Here is an 18526-nt window from a genome sequence, read left to right as displayed (position 1 = left end):
TCTCAATCAACAACATCCCCCAACAACCGCCCTTTTTTCATTTTATTTTTTTTTTCTCTTTTTTTTTTTTTTTTTGTTGTGGGGGGGGGCGCCCCCCCCCCCCCCCCCGAAACCATGAAAAATCCGCGGCAATTTTTGCCGCGGATCACCACACTCAAAATATATGCTGCCGGAACTTTGAAAACAACATTTCTTCTTCATTCAACTTTAATGGTTATCAGTTTTTAATCGCTTCTGATATTTAAATTTAATTTCTTCTGATAATGAGTTACAGAGTATAACCATTTTTCTTTGCCAATTCCAAAACAGACTTTTCAATCGCTTTTCCCAAATCATCTGCTTCTGAATTTCCGCGTTTTTTCATTTCAGCATCAATGAACGCCTGTCTTTTTCCTGATAATTCTTCAATTTCTTTCTGAATTTTCTGTCTCTCGGCTGATTTTTCGGCAACAGCTTTTTTAATTTCCTCTTTGCTTTTGCCTTTCAATTCAGCAGGAAGCTCTTCCGTTTTTACGTCCGACATGAAGTTTACATCCTTTTCAGCGCGGTCTACCAAATCCCAATGATCGTTTTTATAGGCATTTTTCTTAGATTTTGCGACCGTTCTTTCCACGGCGTTGGAAACCGACTGCACTTCGGCATTTTTATCCTGAAGCATCTGTTTGGCTTTAAATTCCGAACCGTGACTTCCGTAATAAATGTAGGTGTCATTCAGTTTGGTGTTGCATTCCGAAATTCTGACATCATAGGGAGTTTCTATATAAATAACTTTCTGGTCGCTGTCAATATTGAAATACTTTCCATCGCCCAAAGAAGCGCCGTTTTGCCAGAAAGTCTGTATTCCTTCGTCTCTGTTTCCACAGAAAATAGTATTGGTGTAAATATTCTTTCTCTTCGCATTCGGAATCACTTCTTTATAGCTAATCCTTCCCTGATCGAAAGGTTCATTTCCTGCAATATAGATCAGTTTCATACTTTGGGCATTGTCATCCCATTTCAGATTTATTGATGCGTCGCGGATTACAGCACCGCAATATTCACTTCCGCCGTTGGTTCTCAAAGCAAACAGTTTTTCGGAAACCAGATCCAGATCCTGAGTGAGCGGAGTCACCTGTCGGATGTAATTTTCGTCTTTTAAACCGTCATTTCCATATTCATAGAGCGCAATTTCCACTTGAGGCGCTTTTCCGTTGTATTTTAGGGTAGTTAAAGTATTCACGATATTCCAAAGTCGGGATTTTGCCTGGTCGATCAGTCCGTCCATACTGTTGGAAGTATCCAGAAGCAGCGCAACCTGAATTTTATTTTCTTTGATACTCATTTCGGAAGATGAATTGATATTCTGAACCATTGTTCTCTGAACGGCGGGTTCTTTACACTCAAATTTCGAATTTTGTGCGCTTAATAAAGCGGCGGTTCCTGCTGCTAATGTTAAAATTTTAAAAGCTGTCATGATTTTGTGTTTTAAAGGATTTCGTATTTTGTTTTAATGCTGTATTTCAGCTTAATATTATCAATATTTTCAAAAGAATAATCTACATTAGAATTTGCTGCTTCAAGCTGGATATTGGATACTTTTGCTCTGAAGTTCATCGGCATGATCAAATCACTGGTATAGTCTTCAATTTCTACGATCTCAAGCGGAGTTCCGGTTCTCTTGCCCATACTTTCCAGAAGATAGTCTGCTTTTTCCTTTGCCGCTTTCAAGGCATTAATTTTTACGGTTTTTCTGAAATCTGTGATTTTTGTGTTTTTAATTTCCGCAATGTTGATGTTGTTAACCCACTTCTGGTTCAGGTTTTCAAAAAGATTGCCCATATCGGTCTTCTTTGTTACTTTAAACTGAAGATTCTTAGTGAAAATTTTCGTTTTGGAATAAATATTCTGGTACATCGATTTGAATTTGATGTCTTCGTTTTTTACTCCGTTGTTTTTAAGGATTTCAAAAAGCTGTTTTTCGTTCTCGGCAAGCTGATTTTTGTTATCTCCTTTAATTCCTACATTAAAAATAATTTCATCCGGTTCCACTTCCATTTCTGCAATTCCGGTTACTTCAATGAAATTTTTCTTTGTTTCCTGTGCGTTGATCAGACCTCCTATCAGAAATAATCCGATCAGTAAAAAATGTCTCAGTTTCATAATTTTATTTTTTTAATTTTAAACTTCTATAGTAAAATTACATTGATTTAAAACTGAAAATCGGGAGACTTGGTGAAATGAAGGTTTGGCTTGGTGAAATCAAAAAAAAATTGGAAATGATGATTATTTTAATGCAATGTTCGCAAATATTTTCATTGAAATTATTGTGAGTATTCTTCGTGCGCAACGGCACTTCGTTCAGCAAATGATAGCTGAAAATAATGTTTTGTGATGAATAAAAAAAACAGTCCTGAAAAGAACTGTTTATCTGTTGGTGAGAATAATTGATTTTCCGCTTGGTGTGACCAGTTTTTTCACTTCGGAGAAAAGTGTGGTGCGGATGATGAGTTCATCATTTTTTTCTGAAATATTATACGGATCGGATGTTACATGTGCATCATCGATATCATGTTCAAAAAGCTTTGTAGAACCGGACTGATCTACCGAGTAAAAATCTACTTTGTAATCATTAAGTCCGGTCTGATAAAATTTGTAAACAATTTTTTCATTGAGATCGCTGGAAATGATCTTGGTTTCAATGAAATTGTTTTGTTCAAGAAACGAACAACTCTGCAAGAATAATACAGGTAAAAGAAAAAAGTAAAACTGTTTTTTCATAGTCATGTTTGGTTTTAGCAAAGGTATGTATTGCTAAATAGTTGACTGTTAACAGAATTTCAATTTTCATATTACAATTTTTTCATATAAGAGCTGATAAAGAATTGAAATTGCCCAAAAGATTTAATAATAAGATTTTGTGCGTTGTCCGGATGAATATTTTAAGGCGATATTATAAATTCTCTTCAGATCTTCATCGTTTTTATCGCAGAAAGACTGATAATAACTGATGATGTTTTGCATGGATTTTTTGCTATTTTCCATATTGGTTTGTGAAAAATCTTTTGCCGCTTTTTTGAGTGCTGTCGTCATTTTAGCAATCTGAAAATTTTTCTTTAATTCTCGTTGAGTTGTTTCCGTCATTTCATCATATTCTTTTTTTGAAGAAATATTTTTCACTTCATCATTCTTTTCATAAACCAGAGAAGCCGTGATTGAAGAATTTTCTAATTCATTTTTCTCAACTTCCATCAGGAAAATCTGGGTTTGTCCGCAATCTAAATTTTCAAGTTCTACTTCAATTTGATGATCAGAAATATATTTTGGCTGATAACCGTAAAATGTTTTAATTGTCATTCCTTCAGGAAGATTGATCGTTAGTTTCGGCTTTTTCCCGATACTGTATAAAAGGCTTTCCAATTCATCTTTAAAGGTCTTTTGAATATCTTCTTCAGCATCTCCGATAAAATAATTGGAGCCTCTTCCGTAAGTGGCGATTCTCCTTAACAGATCAAAATCCAGTTGTTGCCCGACTCCGATGGTACTGATGTCTATTCCTTTATCGTTAAATTCTTTCGACTGTTTCAAAATTGTTTCAGGATCTGTAATTCCGGAATTTGTCATTCCGTCGGTAAGAAGAATTACTTTGCTGTTGTAGTCTTTGGTATTGTGTTTTTGTGCTTCCGAATAGCCCATCATCATCCCCGAATGAATATTGGTGGAACCCGAAGGATAAATACTTTCAATAATGGCATCTAAATTTCCGGCAACATCTTTTATTTTTGATGATTTTAAAACAAGATTCGCAGTATCATCAAATTTTACAATGGAAATGAGATCTTCGGGTTTCAATCCTTTTACAAAAACTTTGAGTGCCGTTTTTACTTTTTCAAGTTTTCCGCCACCCATAGACCCGCTGTTATCAATGACCAGAGAAACATTTACTTTGTTTGAGTTTTCTCTAGCCGATACATTTTGCGTTGCGAGCCCGATTTGCAGTAAAAAATTGTCGTCCGAATTCAGAATTGTATTGTCATAATCAATGCTTAAAGCCACTTCATTTTTTTTCGGAATTTTAATCTGATGTTTGTGGTAATTCATAAAATCTTCTACAATAATCGTGTTTTCATTAAGAAATCCACTTTCATTTGCACTTGAAAGACCGTTGCTCACCGTATGGGAAACAGAGCCAGAAGAAACTCCTAACTGCGCTTTTGAGATATTGAAAAGAAATGTTGAAGAGAAAAGGTAAACTAATGTACTTCTGTTTAAAAAAGATAAATTTTTCATGATGATTAAATTTGAATTATGCCACAAACTTAGCCTCAGAAACCCCTCAGAAAATACGAAACTTGGTGGATGACGAATTTCACTTGGTGAATAATTTTTTGTACATTATATATATGTATATCTTTGTTTTATGAAAATGATCCGGCTTTTTGTCCTTTTTGTATTGATGTTTTTGGGAAATCTCCTGTTTTCCCAGAGCAGTAATGTTGTTCAGGAAGTTCAGACGCAAAGCAAAAGATTAAAAAAAGCGGTCGATACTAAGGACGAATCTTCACAGGCAGATTCTTATTATAACATTGGCGAATCGTTTTTCAACAACGGGAACTTTCAGAAAAGTGAAGAATATTACACCAAAGCAAAAAATATCTACGAAAAATTAAACGACAAACCAAATATTGAAAAGGCAAGCCGAAAACTGGCACAGTCTCAGGAAAAGCAGAACAAAATTTCTCCGGCAATCAGCAATTACAACAGAGCCGCAGAAGTAAGTTATTCTAAAAGCCGTGCCTTGAATTCCAATGACGTGACCAGACTTTCCGTCAATTCTGCGGAAGCTAAAGAAGAAGCGATCCAGAATAATATCCAGCTTAACGAAAAGGAAAAAGATAAAGGCGAACTGGCTGCGAATTACACACAAATGGCAGACATCAATATTCAGCAGAATGATATTCCGAAAGCGGAAGTAAATCTTACGAATGCCTATAAAATTTCTAAAAAAGAAGCACCGCAACAGGCATTGGAAATCAACCAGAAATTGACGGATTTTTACGTTGAAAATAAAAATTTCGACAAAGCAATTGAAGCAAAAAAGACCGTTTTAAAAGAAGATTTCGTTAAAGAAAATTCTAAAAAACAGGTAGAACAGATTCAGGAGCTTGCCGATATTTACATCAAAAAAAATGATCCGAAAGAGGCCATTGATCTGTTAAAAAAATCTTACGGAATTGCGCTTGAAAAAGGTCATACTTTGGAAGCACAGAAAAGTGTAAAAAAGCTCGACAGTTTGTATAACGTTTCCGAAAATACAGATGCTTCGGTAAAATTGTACCGTGATTTTCTCGGAAAACTGCCGGATCTGGTTTCAAAAGACAAAAGTCTGGTCGACGAAAAGATTCTGGAGGATACCGAACAGCGAATTGCTCAACTGGAAAAGGAAAAACAACTAAAAGATGAACTCATCCGCAAGAAAAATGTTTTCAACTACAGTTTGATTTTTGCATTGATTGTTCTGATTGGATTGATAATCTTCATTTTCAGAACCCTTAAAAAAGTTCAGATCAAGAATAAAAAAATCGCTTTGCAGTCGCTGCGCCGCGAAATGAATCCGCATTTTATTTTTAACAGCTTAAATTCTGTGAATCATTTTATTGCGACCAATAACGAACTGGAAGCCAACCAATATTTAACCAAATTTTCTAAATTAATGCGCGGCGTGATGGAAAATTCTACCAAAGATTTCATTCCTTTTCAGCAGGAGCTGGATCTGTTGCAGAATTATCTTGCTTTGGAAAAAACACGTTTTGCCGATAAATTCAATTATGAAATTCATGTAGATGAAAGTTTAAACACGCAAAGTCTCAAAGTTCCGGGAATGCTGGTGCAGCCATTTTTAGAAAACGCAATATGGCATGGTTTGCGTTACAGAACAACCAAAGGATTTTTGAACCTTAGTTTTGAAAAAGAAACCGAACAGCTCAAAATTATAATTGAAGACAACGGAATCGGGATTGAAGAAAGCAAAAAGCAGAAAACGGAACATCAGAAAGCCAGAAAAGGTCGCGGAATGAAAAACACCCTCGAAAGAATCGATCTGTTAAACGATCTTTATAAAAAAGAGATTTCCTGCACGGTGAAAGATAAAGAAAATAATTCAGGTGTTTTGGTTATTTTGAAATTAAATGTATTGTAACAACCCAATGAAGAGAAAAATTTTAGCTTTTGTATTTCTAATATCATCTTTCATGATGTTCGGACAGGAAATCAATTCTGCCCGTTTTGAAACTGTTGTTAAAGCACTGAAAATAAAGAAATCACAGATCAGAACAGAATTTTACGCAGAAAAGAAAATGCCGAATGAGAAAGATTCTTATATTGTTGTATTGCCTATTTTCGATGGACAGGAAGATGAAGGAATGTATACTGTAAGAAATTACATCCTGATTACAGACGAAAAAGGCAATATTAAAAATAAGTATTACGATCCTGAAGAAATTACTTCGGATGCGATTGGAATAAGCGGAATAACAATTGATACGGGTTTATATACAGTCAATAAAGACATCCGTGCTTTCGGAATCAGAGTCAGCTTTCGGGGACAAAGCCAGCCGAATCCTTATTCAACAGAAGAGCTTTCTCTTTTTTACAGGGAAAACGGAAGCCTGAAAAAAATTCTGAACAGATTCGAAGTGTATTCATACGGCGGAGAATGGGACACAAGATGTGCAGGAGAGTTTCATGAGACCACTTCCACAATAGATCTCGACAAAAAAACAACCGCTAATTTTACGGATCTTGTCATAAAAACTCAACATATAAAGAGAAGAACAAAACCGGTTAACGGAGATTGCAAAGACTTTGAAACCTCAAAAACAACCTACAAAACTTTAAAATTCTCCAACGGAAAATATCAATAGTTCTTTCCTGCAACCTAAAATCTGCCACCTAAAACCTAAAAAATATGAAAATAAAAGCCGTCATTGTTGATGATGAATTGATTGCAAGAGATGTTCTGAGGAATTATCTTACAAAATACTGTCCGCAGGTCGAAATTTTAGGGGAAGCGGAAAATATCAAAGAAGCCGTTCCGTTGATTGCCGAAAAACAGCCTCAACTGGTTTTTCTGGACGTTGAAATGCCTTTCGGAAATGCTTTTGATGTTTTGGAAGCGACCAAAGAATTTTCCTATGAAACGATTTTTATCACGGCATTTTCTCAATATTCTTTGCAGGCTCTTAATAAATCTGCGAGTTATTATATTTTAAAACCAATTGACATTCAGGAACTTATTTTAGCAGTTAATAAAGTGGCAGAAAGTCTGGAAAGCAAAGAAGAACTCAACCGGAATAAAATCCTCCTCGAAAATTTAAAATTAAAACCCGAAAAACAACAGTTGATTCTCCCGACTTTACAAGGCTTTGATGTTGTGAAAACGGAAGACATTGTGAGACTTCAGGCGGATGGAAATTTCACACAGGTGTATCTTACCGATGGTTCTAAAAAAATGGTCTGCCGTTTTTTAAAACATTTTGATGATCTGCTGGAAAATCCTTTTGTGAGGGTTCATCGTTCCCATATCATCAATACCGGTTTTGTGAAATCTTACCACAAAAGCGGAACCGTAACTCTTTCCGACCATACGGAAATTGAAGTTTCCGGAAGTTTCAAAGACAATTTCCTGAAAGTTTTCTCTTGATTTTTGGGCAGCTTAAAATTTCGATAAAAGCCTTTATTTTTCTCTCATTTAAGTCTTCCGCTCCCGCTTTTTTGTTTCACAAAAAGAGCTCCGTTCAAGTCGGGCTGCAAAGATTCAGCATTAAAACAAAAGTATTCAGATAAAATTGAAGATCTCATTTTTTATGATCTTAGTTTAAGTGAAATCGAAGAGTAGAGTTTAAAAATTAAAGTCATCCATTAAACTTTCAGGCATCATTTTTGAAGAATCCATTCTACTTAAAAATATCTTATAATGAAAACTTTTCAGAAAATAGCCATCCCTGTTTCTTTGGGTATTTTAGGATTATTTATTATCAATTCCTGTTCGGTAGGGATTCCCAAAGGAGCAACGGCTGTACAGAATTTTAAAGCCGATAAATATTTGGGAACATGGTATGAAATAGCCCGTTTCGATTACAAATTCGAGAAAAATATGGATAATGTAACGGCAACCTACTCTAAAAATCCAAACGGAACCATAAAAGTAGATAACAAAGGCTACAACTACGTTAAAAAAGAATGGAAAGAATCTATTGGTGAAGCACGATTCGTAGGAAAAGAAGATGAAGCACGCCTGAAAGTTTCTTTTTTTAAGCCGTTTTGGGCAGGATATAATGTAGTGGATATTGACGATAATTATCAGTACGCCCTGATCATGGGAAATAATCTGGAATATCTTTGGATTCTGTCCCGAACAAAAGAAATCCCTGAAAGCATCCGTCAGAGATTTTTAGAAAAAGCAAAAAATATAGGTTATAATACAGATAAATTAATCTGGGTTAAGCATAATTAATCTGAATTAAAATATCAGACAAAATAAAAATCGCTCCGAAAACAGAGCGATTTTTTATTTTAATGAATATGTTTTTCTGCGTGATAAGAACTTCTTACCAAAGGCGAACTTTCAACATGCCTGAATCCTAAACTTCTTGCAAAATCCCCAAATTCATCAAATTCTTCAGGAGTAATGAATTTCTTTACAGGAAGGTGTTTTTTTGTAGGCTGCAAATACTGTCCTAAAGTAATTACATCTACATTTGCATTTCTGATGTCTTCAATCGTCTGGAAAACCTCATCTTTAGTTTCTCCTAAACCAAGCATTACACCTGTTTTCGTTCTTCTCTGTCCTGCTTCTTTTAAATATCTTAAAACCTCAAGGCTTCTTTCATATTTTGCCTGAATTCTCACTTCTCTCGTCAGACGTTTTACCGTTTCCATATTGTGAGAAATTACTTCCGGAGCTACATCTACCAATCTGTCGATGTGTTTTGTGATCCCCTGAAAGTCCGGAATTAGAGTTTCCATCGTAGTTCCCGGAGAAATTCTTCTTACTGCATTTACGGTTTCTGCCCAGAGAATAGATCCCATATCTTTCAGATCATCACGGTCTACAGACGTTAAAACAGCGTGCTTGATCTTCATTAATTTAATAGAACGTGCCACTTTTTCAGGTTCGTCCCAGTTTACATCCATCGGTTTTCCGGTTTTTACCCCGCAAAATCCGCAGCTTCGAGTACAGATATTTCCAAGGATCATGAAAGTAGCTGTTCCTTCTCCCCAACATTCGCCCATATTCGGACAGCTTCCGCTCTGGCAAATGGTATTTAATTTATATTTATCAACCAAAGTTCTCAGTTCTCGGTAGTTTTTTCCGGTAGGAAGTTTTACACGAATCCATTTTGGTTTCTGAACGGTAGTATCCTGAACTAAATTCTCCATTTATTTCTCAAATTGAGGTTCAAAGTTAGTGATTTTTTTATCGAAACAATCAAAGACGCGCATTGATGAAACACATAATTTCGTAATTTTAGAGTACAAAATATTTTATGAAGACTACATTCTGCATTGCAGCCCTTATTTTCAGCACATTCTGTTTTGCGCAGAAAGAGTTTCAGCCAAAAAATTCTAAAATCAATGAAACTGTTGAGGGTGATCTTGACGGAGATAAAATCCCTGAAAAAGTAATAGTTTATGATATTCCGACCAACGACGATTCCGGAGACCTCCGCGAAATTCAGATTCTGAAGAAGGTAAATAATAAATGGACTGTTTTGGAGAAATCCCAAAAAGCAATTCTGGGCAGTAAAGACGGTGGAATGATGGGCGATCCGTATCAGGGAACCGAGATAAAAAACGGAATTCTGGAAATTAGCCATTACGGCGGAAGCAGTTGGAAATGGGGAGGTACAGACAAGTACAGATTTCAAAACGGTCATTTTGAACTGATAGGCTTTTTCTCTGAAAGCGGAAAACCTGAAGAATATTGGACAACAGTAGATTTTAATCTTTCCACAGGTAAGATCATTTATGAAAAGGAAGTCGTTAACAAAAAAGAATACGGAAATTCGAAGAAAGAAGTTTTCATTAAAAAAGGAATGAAAATCAATCTGCAAAACAGAAATCAGGAAAAAAGAAGAGAAATTCTGATTCCCAAAACAAAGGAAAAGATTTACATCTGATGATATTAAAGTAAAAAAGCACCTCTTTGCAGAAGTGCTTTTTTAATAAACTTGTTTAAACTTTTTTACCACAAAAGAAGCAAAAGACTTAAACACTTTAGTTTCTTAAGTTTAATCATTCAATGAAAAAAAGAGAACATAAATTTTAAAAAATCAAAGATTTTTTCTCTTTGCAGACATTTGAAATACTTTACATAAATCCAATAAAGTCTTTTTGTCTCTTTTGAGGTTAAATTTAAAGCTAGTTAAACAACTTCAATATAATTTTCAAAGGTTATTTAAAATCTTCAATGGATTTGTTAATCGCATCGATTTGCTTATTGATGCTTGCTGCATTTTGAGGATTCTGTTTCAGAAGTTCCATTTTTTTGGCAAGACCGTCTTTCAGCATTTGGGAGATCATCATTTTCGCCTGAGGATTGTTTCCAATCTGTCCTTTTGCCTGATTCAGCATTTTGGTGATGCTTTCTGTCGCTTTCAGATTATCAGAACTCATGATCCAGTTGTAGCCTTCTTCCGCACTTTTTCCCAATTCAGGATTCTGGAATTTAAGGAATGGATAAAATGCTGCCATCTGCGCAATGTTCGGCATTTGTGAAGTTACTTTATTTTTAACGATAATTGGTAACAGCTTACTCAATAAATTTTCAGGAGCGCCTTCCAGATCAATCTTATCGGCTAAAGTACTTGCTCTTGCCGGATCGATTTCAACAATAGCACTCACCGAGCTTCCTTTTACCGCGTTTGAAACGGCATTAACTCCTTTTTCGAAAACCGGAAGGTATTTTTTATCCTTCGTTTTTGCCAAAGCCGAAATCGCTGCAGCCTGTACTAAAGTTTTAGGATCATTGGAAGCTAATTTTTCTACTTCTGCTCCCATCGCTTTAAATTGCTCAGGATTTGATAAATCCATTAACTGCAAAGCTTTTATTCTCGTTCTGAAGAACGGATCTTTAAGAGCGGCTGCCAATAATTTTGTAGCAGCCGGATTTTTTCCCACCTGATCTTTAATTCCGCTCAGCGCAAGATATCTGCTTTTAAATTCTTTTGATCCCGCATACTGCATTGCATATTGCTCCGGTGTTTTGGTATCCGTAATGTCTGCCACCAAAATTCCGTCGGCATTAATATTTACCAGATCTGCATTTTTAGAAACATCAAAATTGAAGGTGTTTTTTGCTTCTGCATTTATCCAAACATTATATCTTTTCGGTTTTCCGTTATCATACACATCGATTGCCAGAGGAAACTGGAACGGCTGTTCCTGTGTCTGTTCTATGGTTACGGCAATTTGTTTTTTAACTGGTTCGAACGTGTAAGAATATTTAATTTTAGGATTTCCGTGCCCAAAATACCACTGATTGAAGAACCAGTTCAGATCTCTTCCCGAAACTTTTTCGAAAGATAATCTTAATTGATGTGCTTCTCCGTTTTGATATTCGTAGGTCTTCAGATAATCGTTCATTCCTGCGAAGAAAGCATCATCTCCCAGATAATTTCTCAACATATGAAGAATTCCGCCTCCTTTCTGGTACGTTACCAAATCGAAAACATCTTCACGGGAATCATAATTGAAGCGGACGAGATCTTTATCAAAATTTCCCGGCGTTGTAAGGTACATATTGACATCTTTCATCTGGTGATAATCTGCCTGATCTTTTCCGTATTTGTATTCGTTCCAAAGGTATTCGGAATAATTGGCGAAAGATTCGTTTACCGTAAGATTGCTCCAGCTTTCTGCCGTTACGAGATCCCCGAACCATTGGTGAAACAATTCGTGGGCAATGGTATCTTCCCATGTATTTTCGTCGATGAGCTGTCCCGGTTTCTGTAAAATATCACTTCCGTGTAAAGTTGCCGTAGTATTTTCCATCGCTCCGCTCACATAATCTCTTCCGGAAATCTGAGCGTATTTTGACCATGGGAAATCGTAGCCTAACTTTTTAGAGAAAAACTCGATCATTTCCGGTGTGTTTCCGTAGATCTGTTTTGCATACGGTTCGTATTCTTTCTCAATATAATAATCAACTGCTATATTTCTCCATTTATCCTTCACAATAGCGTACTCTCCTACTCCCATGAAGAAAAGATAGGTGGAATGTCTTTTATCCATCACCCAATGATCGGTTCTTAAACCGTTTGCTTCTTTTTGGGAATCTTTCAGCAATCCGTTGGAAAGGGTTACGTATTTATCAGGAACCGTCATGTAAATTTCCTGTGTTGTTTTCTGGTTGGATTTATCTATGGTCGGGAACCAGGCTGAAGAAGATTCCGTTTCACCCTGCGTCCAGATCTGCGTTGGTTTATCCGGATCTGTTCCCTGTGCATTAATGAAATACAGACCTTTTGCATCACTAATTGCCATGCTTCCCTCCTGCTTTACTTCATTCGGACGTGCTGTATATTTGATGTAAACTGTGTAATCCTGATTTTTCTGATAGGTTTTGTCTAAAGTAATTTTTAAAACATCATCCTTATAATCATATTTTAAAGGAGATTTTTTTCCATTGATATCCAACGCTACTTCATGGATCAGCATTCCTTTTGCATCAAGCGTCAGTTCGTTGGTCGGATAGAAAAAAGGTGCGGCTGTAAGCCATTCTTCCCCGTTCATCTGTTCTTTCTGATAATCGAAATTTACTTTAAGCTTCGTGTGTTTCAGCTCCGTTACTTTGGTATGAGTGGCTCTGTATACTTTTTCTCTTCCCGAAGTTTCGGTTTGTGCGGCTGCATTTGCGGAAAATAAAATTCCGCCCAGTAAAGCAATCGATAAAATGGCTTTTTTCATTATTTCTTTCTTAAATTATTTTTTAGTTAAAATATCAAAAATATCGTTTACCAATGTTTCGTAATCTCCTTTTTTGAACTGTTCTTTGGTTTTGGCAAATGCCTTTTTCAGCTCACTTTCCGGATTTTCGTCGTCGATAATTTCTATAGATTCTACGCCTTTCATCTGAAGAATTGCATTTTTAAGTGCTTCAAGATCGGCAGTTTCTTCAGTGTTTATTTTTAAATATTTCATTGTTTTATTCTTTTGTAAACGTATTTTTTGTTCCTCCCTGAATAATGACAAACTGTTTTTTTGCCGGATAGAAATCGATCACAATTCCTGCCATATCAAATTTAAAGCTTGTCTCGGAAATTGCTTCTAAAGGGAATGCACTTTGTCCTGTTGCCTGAGCCATCAGTTTTTTATCTTCGATAAAAATGGTAATCTTTAAAGGAACATCTTTGCTTGAATAAGTTCCTGTAAATTTCTGAAGATCATTCTCGGAAATTTCATAGGTTTTGAAATTGGGCATTTGGAAATCTTTTCCCATGGCTGTTTCAATCATTTTAATGGAAATGTCATTGGTATCCATTTCCGACTGATTGGTGCTGAAAGCGGTGGCAATTTTCAGATCCGGAAAATAAAATAATGCGGAACTGAAGTTGTCTATTCCTCCGGTATGACCAAATCCCGAATATTTGTCGAAAGGAACTTTCACCAAGCCATATCCGTAATCATCCACAAAAGTTTTCATTTTTTCAAGGCTGGATTTCTTCACTAATTTTCCGTTTTCAAGACCAAGAATGAAAGTGAGGAGATCTCTTGGAGTAGAGATGATATTTCCTGCACCGATCGGAATACTCATATCTGTTTCGGATGAAGCCACATATTTTCCGTCGATGTATTGATACGCTTTTGCCTGATCTTTCGATGGATCTATTTTTCCTCCAACTTCTGTAAGCGTTAATTTTAAAGGTTTTGTAATTTTATCTTTCAGCAAAACAGCATACGGTTTTTTGTAAATTTTTTCGAGAATAAAACCGAGCAGAATGTAATTGGAATTGCTGTATTCGTGTTTTGAACCGGGTTCAAAATCGCTTTTGTATTTTTTTATAATGCTGATTAAGCTGCTTTCTGTTTGAGGTTTGGTGTTGTACTGCCAAAATTCTGCTTCACTGGTCAGATTATGAATTCCTGTTCTGTGCTGCAGTAAATTTTCGATGGAAATATTTTCGGCATTTGGGATCTCAGGATAAAATTCAGAAAGTTTCTGATCTAAGGAAATCTTTTTTTCCTCAAAAGCTTTCATAATTAAAACGGCAGTAAATGTTTTACTGATTGATCCGATCCTGTATTGTGTATTGACATTTGCTTTCTGATTTTTCTCCACGTCTGCAAATCCGACAACTTTTATAAATGTAGGACGATCGTTTTCGGCAAAGGCAAAGCTCCCCATCACTTTATGATGTACATACAAAGAATCTATGTAAGCGGCTAATTTTTGCTTCACATTAGCCTGAGAAAATGCAGTCGTTGAAAGACTGATGACAGACAGGAAAAGTAACTTTTTCAACATACTTTTGAGATTTGCTGAATGAGTTGAAAAATTTCAGGAGATGTTACAAAAAAAGTGAAGTTTTCGGCTTCACTTTATTCTTTATTTACTGAGAAAATATTTTAGTCTTACTGGATTTTGCCTGCAATGCCAGAATAATTTAATAACTATTTCATCTGCTTTAATTTCATACATCATCTTAATCTGATTCCTGCCGATAAGGATATACTTTATATCAGGAAAATTTTCTAAAGATGGATGTTTTACAATATTATCCATCATTGTCTGCCTGAATTTTTTAATATCGTTTTCTAAAACGGCAATTTCTTTTGCAGTCCATTTGGCATTTAGAAAATCAATAATTTCAATCAACGATATTCTCGCTGTTTCTGAAATTGTTATTTTCATTTTTTATGAAAAATTTCATTTAATAAATCATCTGTCAATTCCTGAGTTTTCCCGTTTTTATAATCATTCTCACTTTGCTCCATAACTTTTGCAAAATATTCGGAACTTTCAATTTCTTCCCGGGAATAGGTTTTATGATCTTCTGAAACTTCAATATGGGTAATACCTTTTATCTGCGACAAAAGTTTTTTAATGAAAGCCACATCTGCATATTCGTCTAAACTGATTTTAATTTCCATACATTTTGAATTTAGATCAAAGTTAATGAAATTATGGCAACATTTTAAATTGCAACAGGCGCTTTAATTCCCGGATGCGGATCATAATTTTCCAGCGTAAAATCTTCAAAATCGAAACTGAAAATATCTTTAATTTCAGGATTCAACTTCATGGTTGGAAGCGGTCTGGGTTCTCTGGAAAGCTGTTTTTTAACCTGTTCAAAATGGTTGTTATAAATATGAACATCTCCAAAACTGTGAACATAATCTCCAACTTCCAGATCGCAAACCTGCGCCACCATCATCAGCAATAACGCATAGCTTGCAATGTTAAAGGGAACCCCCAGAAAAACATCGGCACTTCTCTGGTACAACTGAAGCGAAAGTTTTCCATCTGCCACATAAAACTGGAATAAGGCATGACAAGGCGCTAAAGCCATGTTCGGGATTTCGGCAACATTCCATGCGGAAACGATAAGTCTTCTGGAATCCGGATTTTTTTTGATCTGATCAATAACATCGGTAATCTGATCCACGATTTTTCCATCTGCTCCGTTCCAGCTTCTCCACTGCGCTCCGTAAACCGGTCCAAGATCTCCATTTTCATCTGCCCATTCGTCCCAGATTGAAACTCCGTTGTCCTTCAGATATTTGATGTTCGTGTCTCCTTTCAGAAACCAAAGCAGTTCATAAATAATGGATTTCAAATGCACTTTTTTGGTGGTTACCAAAGGAAAACCTTCAGACAGATCATATCTTAACTGATAACCGAAAACACTCCTCGTTCCGGTTCCGGTTCTGTCGGTCTTATCGGTTCCGTTGTCTAAAATATGCTGTAAAAGGTCTAGGTAATTTTGCATGTTGAAGGATTATTTTGAGGTTCAAATTTAGAAAAATCTTACCGATTTTCTGTTATCATAAGTTAGGAAAAAAGTAGTAATGACTGTACACAGATTTCATGATTCAAATAAATCTCACCATACTTTTACAATTTTCTGACCGACATTATTAACAGAAAAATTCTGGTTTTCAGTTAGTCCGTACATTGCTTTTGCCAGCGGTGATTCTGCCGAAACCGTCATTATTTTCTGTTGGTCTACTATTATTTCTCCCGCCGATGCAGAAATGTAGAAAAGACCTTTATCTGTTTTTACCAAAGCTCCGTTTTGCACCTTTGATGATGGATCTGATGATATTTTCTGAATGATGGATTGCTGATTTAAAGATTCATTAAGTTGTCTTTGTAGATTATTGATTTCCTGCTGAAGCATCTCGCGTCCGGTTTCATATTTATCGCCCATTGAACTTTTGGTGTCGTTATTTGAAGCGCGTGTTTCTTCGATCAGTTTTTCAAATTTCTGAATTTTTTCAGCAATTCTGCTTTTTACCGCTTCTAATATTTTTGATTTTTCCATCTACAGAATTTCATTTTATATTTTAAACTTGTTTAAACTAATTTCAGAATTAACCGCAAAAGGGACAAAAGATAATGTTAAAGCGAATTTCCAGAATAATCAAAGCACTCAAAAGAATAAAAATCAAAGATTTTAAAAAACTATGGTGAGCTTTTTCATTGATAATGATCAACTTTAAATAAAAATTAGTAGATCTTTTGTGGCTTTTGCGGTTAAATAAAAGTTTAAACAGACTTTTTATCTCCTAACATATCTTAAACAAATAAAACGAAGTAAATTAAGTTTAAAACATGCTCATTAAAGTTAAATCTCCGCCCAAGAAGCGGAGATTTTACAGGAATCTATTTTTCAAAAACCGCATAATCTCCGGGTTTGAAATTAAAATCTTTTCCGCTGCTAAAGTCGCGTTTTGTCTTTTCAAAAACATTTTTAAAGTTTCCTGAAAGATGTTCGTCTTCAATAGAGAAATTTACAGGATCTTTGGACATATTGAGAACCACTAAAACTTCATTGTTTCCGTTTTTCCTTATATATGCTAAAATTTTGTCGTTAGCGGTTGTGTTGAGAAGATACGTGGTAACATTAGAATCGCCTCCTCTTAATGCAGGATTTGAAGATTTCAGGTTGAGAAGGGTCTTATAAAAATCTGCGTTCTGATACACGTTGCTCCATTTGATGACATCTTTTTCAAAAAATTCCAGACGTTTCATGTTGGGTAATTCCTGACCTGAATATAACAACGGAACGCCATTCCAGGTTGCAGAGAATACAGCCATCGGTTTTGTGATCACTCCATATTTTTCATATTCTGTTCCGTTCCATGAGTTTTCGTCGTGATTGGTTGTAAACCACGCTCTCATCGAATTGTCTCCAATTGCAGAGTATTTTCTCAGAAGATCCGTAAGTTCTGAAAGCGGTTCATTTTTTTTGTAATAATCTGCAGATTTGTGCATCCATTTCCATGAGTAGCTTGCATCAAAAACTTTTCCGTATTCCGGACTTTCGAGTTCATCGAATTCTCCAAGCCAGAAAAGGGGTTTTATTTTTTCTACTTCAGGACGCGCCTGCTGCCAGAAATCTACTTCAACCCAGGAAGCAAGATCGCAACGGAAGCCATCAATATTGGTTTCTTTCACCCAGTATTTCATGGCATCAATCATTGCCAGACGCATTTCCGGATTTTTGTAATCCAGTTCTATAATGTCATCCATTCCGGAAGCGATATGAAATTTTCCGTCCAGATCTTTCAGGTAAAATTCGGGATGGGTTTTTGTCCAGATATGATCCCAGCCTGTATGGTTCGCAACCCAGTCTATGATTACTTTAAAGCCTAATCGGTGCGCTTCGTTCACCATGTGTTTGAAATCATTCAGTGTGCCGAATTCGGGATTAATGGAGGTGTAATCCGATGCGGCATAAGGACTTCCCAGACTTCCTTTTTTATTTTGCTGTGCAATCGGAGTGATTGGCATGAACCAAAGTGTTTTTACGCCCATTGATTTGAGTCTCGGCATTTCTTTTTCAAATGCTCTGAAGGTTCCTTCTTTTGTATATTGTCTTACGTTTACTTCGTAAATGTTGGTAGTGTGTTTCCAGTCCTTAGGTAAATCCATCATGTTTTTTGCAGCTTTTTGCGTGGTACAGGAAACGATTCCCAAACCTATCGCAGCGATTAAAATTAATTTTTTCATTAATTCTCTTTTAACAAAAATAGGGATTGTGATCGGAAAAAAGGAAATCTGAGTCTCTATTTTTGTACAGAAAATGAAATTAAAGTATGCAATAAGCTGTATTCTGACCTATTTTGATCGAAAGCCCGAAATCCTAGCCGTGATTGAGCGGCATGTCTGAGCTCTTTTCGTTTTTTTCGGCGCGGCAGCGAAGCTGCCGCGAGATTACATCAATCAGTTATAAAAAAATGTAACCCCTAACTAAAGTTAAGTATATATGAATAAGAAGAAAATTTTGATTTTTGATGATGATAAAACTATTTTAGAAGTCAT

19 protein-coding genes are annotated in these 18526 nt (G+C 35.8%); 6 read left to right on the top strand and 13 right to left on the bottom strand.

The features are described from left to right. Positions 1 to 245, top strand: a 245-nt coding sequence (locus WFH39_RS21070; protein WP_336691356.1) for a hypothetical protein, incomplete at its 5' end; no start/stop codon positions are given. Positions 246 to 268: 23 nt separating this feature from the next. On the opposite strand, the gene WFH39_RS21065 is transcribed toward WFH39_RS21070, so the two are convergent. From WFH39_RS21065 to WFH39_RS21050, 4 genes are all read right to left on the bottom strand, one after another. Next, entirely contained in the window at positions 269 to 1453 is a 1185-nt protein-coding gene (locus WFH39_RS21065; RefSeq protein ID WP_336691355.1) for a VWA domain-containing protein, read from the bottom strand. An 11-nt stretch (positions 1454 to 1464) separates the two neighbouring features. Then, positions 1465 to 2139: an SIMPL domain-containing protein gene (locus WFH39_RS21060; RefSeq protein ID WP_336691354.1), complete on the bottom strand. Its 675-nt coding sequence runs from the start codon at positions 2137 to 2139 to the stop codon at positions 1465 to 1467. 264 nt (positions 2140 to 2403) lie between these two features. After that, positions 2404 to 2757, bottom strand: coding sequence for a hypothetical protein (locus WFH39_RS21055; RefSeq protein ID WP_336691353.1), 354 nt, complete (start codon positions 2755 to 2757; stop codon positions 2404 to 2406). A 123-nt stretch (positions 2758 to 2880) separates the two neighbouring features. Beyond that, positions 2881 to 4266, bottom strand: a complete 1386-nt coding sequence (locus WFH39_RS21050) for a vWA domain-containing protein (RefSeq protein ID WP_336691352.1) — start codon at positions 4264 to 4266, stop codon at positions 2881 to 2883. A gap of 130 nt (positions 4267 to 4396) precedes the next feature. On the opposite strand from WFH39_RS21050, the gene WFH39_RS21045 reads away from it, so the two are divergent. The 4 genes from WFH39_RS21045 (at position 4397) to WFH39_RS21030 (ending at position 8491) form a co-directional block, all read left to right on the top strand. Continuing rightward, positions 4397 to 6175, top strand: a complete 1779-nt coding sequence (locus tag WFH39_RS21045; protein ID WP_336691351.1) for a tetratricopeptide repeat-containing sensor histidine kinase — start codon at positions 4397 to 4399, stop codon at positions 6173 to 6175. A 7-nt stretch (positions 6176 to 6182) separates the two neighbouring features. Further along, the gene (locus WFH39_RS21040; RefSeq protein ID WP_336691350.1) at positions 6183 to 6899 is read left to right on the top strand and encodes a hypothetical protein; all 717 of its coding nucleotides are present in this window, start codon (positions 6183 to 6185) and stop codon (positions 6897 to 6899) included. Positions 6900 to 6943: 44 nt separating this feature from the next. After that, positions 6944 to 7678, top strand: coding sequence for a LytR/AlgR family response regulator transcription factor (locus WFH39_RS21035; RefSeq protein ID WP_116096214.1), 735 nt, complete (start codon positions 6944 to 6946; stop codon positions 7676 to 7678). 273 nt (positions 7679 to 7951) lie between these two features. Further along, the gene (locus WFH39_RS21030; protein ID WP_214590492.1) at positions 7952 to 8491 is read left to right on the top strand and encodes a lipocalin family protein; all 540 of its coding nucleotides are present in this window, start codon (positions 7952 to 7954) and stop codon (positions 8489 to 8491) included. A gap of 59 nt (positions 8492 to 8550) precedes the next feature. Here WFH39_RS21030 and lipA read toward each other — a convergent pair whose 3' ends face one another. Then, complete coding sequence (gene lipA, locus WFH39_RS21025; protein WP_087709078.1) at positions 8551 to 9417, bottom strand: lipoyl synthase; 867 nt, start codon at positions 9415 to 9417, stop codon at positions 8551 to 8553. A gap of 107 nt (positions 9418 to 9524) precedes the next feature. Between lipA and WFH39_RS21020 the strand changes: the two genes are divergently transcribed. Then, a complete protein-coding gene (locus tag WFH39_RS21020; RefSeq protein WP_336691349.1) occupies positions 9525 to 10157 on the top strand; it encodes a hypothetical protein in 633 nt (210 codons plus the stop codon). A gap of 274 nt (positions 10158 to 10431) precedes the next feature. Here the strand turns inward: WFH39_RS21020 and WFH39_RS21015 are convergent, their stop codons facing one another. From WFH39_RS21015 to WFH39_RS20980, 8 genes are all read right to left on the bottom strand, one after another. Then, the gene (locus tag WFH39_RS21015) at positions 10432 to 12945 is read right to left on the bottom strand and encodes a M1 family metallopeptidase (protein WP_336691348.1); all 2514 of its coding nucleotides are present in this window, start codon (positions 12943 to 12945) and stop codon (positions 10432 to 10434) included. Between the two features lie 15 nt (positions 12946 to 12960). Continuing rightward, complete coding sequence (locus WFH39_RS21010; RefSeq protein ID WP_235129952.1) at positions 12961 to 13179, bottom strand: hypothetical protein; 219 nt, start codon at positions 13177 to 13179, stop codon at positions 12961 to 12963. A 4-nt stretch (positions 13180 to 13183) separates the two neighbouring features. Further along, the gene (locus WFH39_RS21005) at positions 13184 to 14503 is read right to left on the bottom strand and encodes a serine hydrolase domain-containing protein (protein ID WP_336691347.1); all 1320 of its coding nucleotides are present in this window, start codon (positions 14501 to 14503) and stop codon (positions 13184 to 13186) included. Between the two features lie 81 nt (positions 14504 to 14584). After that, a complete protein-coding gene (locus WFH39_RS21000) occupies positions 14585 to 14890 on the bottom strand; it encodes a hypothetical protein (RefSeq protein WP_336691346.1) in 306 nt (101 codons plus the stop codon). Beyond that, a complete protein-coding gene (locus WFH39_RS20995; protein WP_336691345.1) occupies positions 14887 to 15129 on the bottom strand; it encodes a hypothetical protein in 243 nt (80 codons plus the stop codon). The genes WFH39_RS21000 and WFH39_RS20995 overlap by 4 nt, the downstream gene beginning before the upstream one ends. A 44-nt stretch (positions 15130 to 15173) precedes the next feature. After that, on the bottom strand, positions 15174 to 15968 hold the full coding sequence (locus tag WFH39_RS20990; protein WP_336691344.1) for a thymidylate synthase: 795 nt from the start codon (positions 15966 to 15968) through the stop codon (positions 15174 to 15176). Between the two features lie 114 nt (positions 15969 to 16082). After that, the gene (locus WFH39_RS20985) at positions 16083 to 16523 is read right to left on the bottom strand and encodes a hypothetical protein (RefSeq protein WP_336691343.1); all 441 of its coding nucleotides are present in this window, start codon (positions 16521 to 16523) and stop codon (positions 16083 to 16085) included. Positions 16524 to 16864: 341 nt separating this feature from the next. After that, a complete protein-coding gene (locus WFH39_RS20980; RefSeq protein WP_336691342.1) occupies positions 16865 to 18214 on the bottom strand; it encodes an alpha-amylase family glycosyl hydrolase in 1350 nt (449 codons plus the stop codon). Positions 18215 to 18526: the final 312 nt, after the last annotated feature.

It is taken from the genome of Chryseobacterium sp. MMO-72, assembly GCF_037146035.1.
Classification (GTDB): Bacteria; Bacteroidota; Bacteroidia; order Flavobacteriales; family Weeksellaceae; genus Chryseobacterium; species Chryseobacterium indicum.
This window is presented reverse-complemented; position numbering and strand designations above follow the sequence as displayed.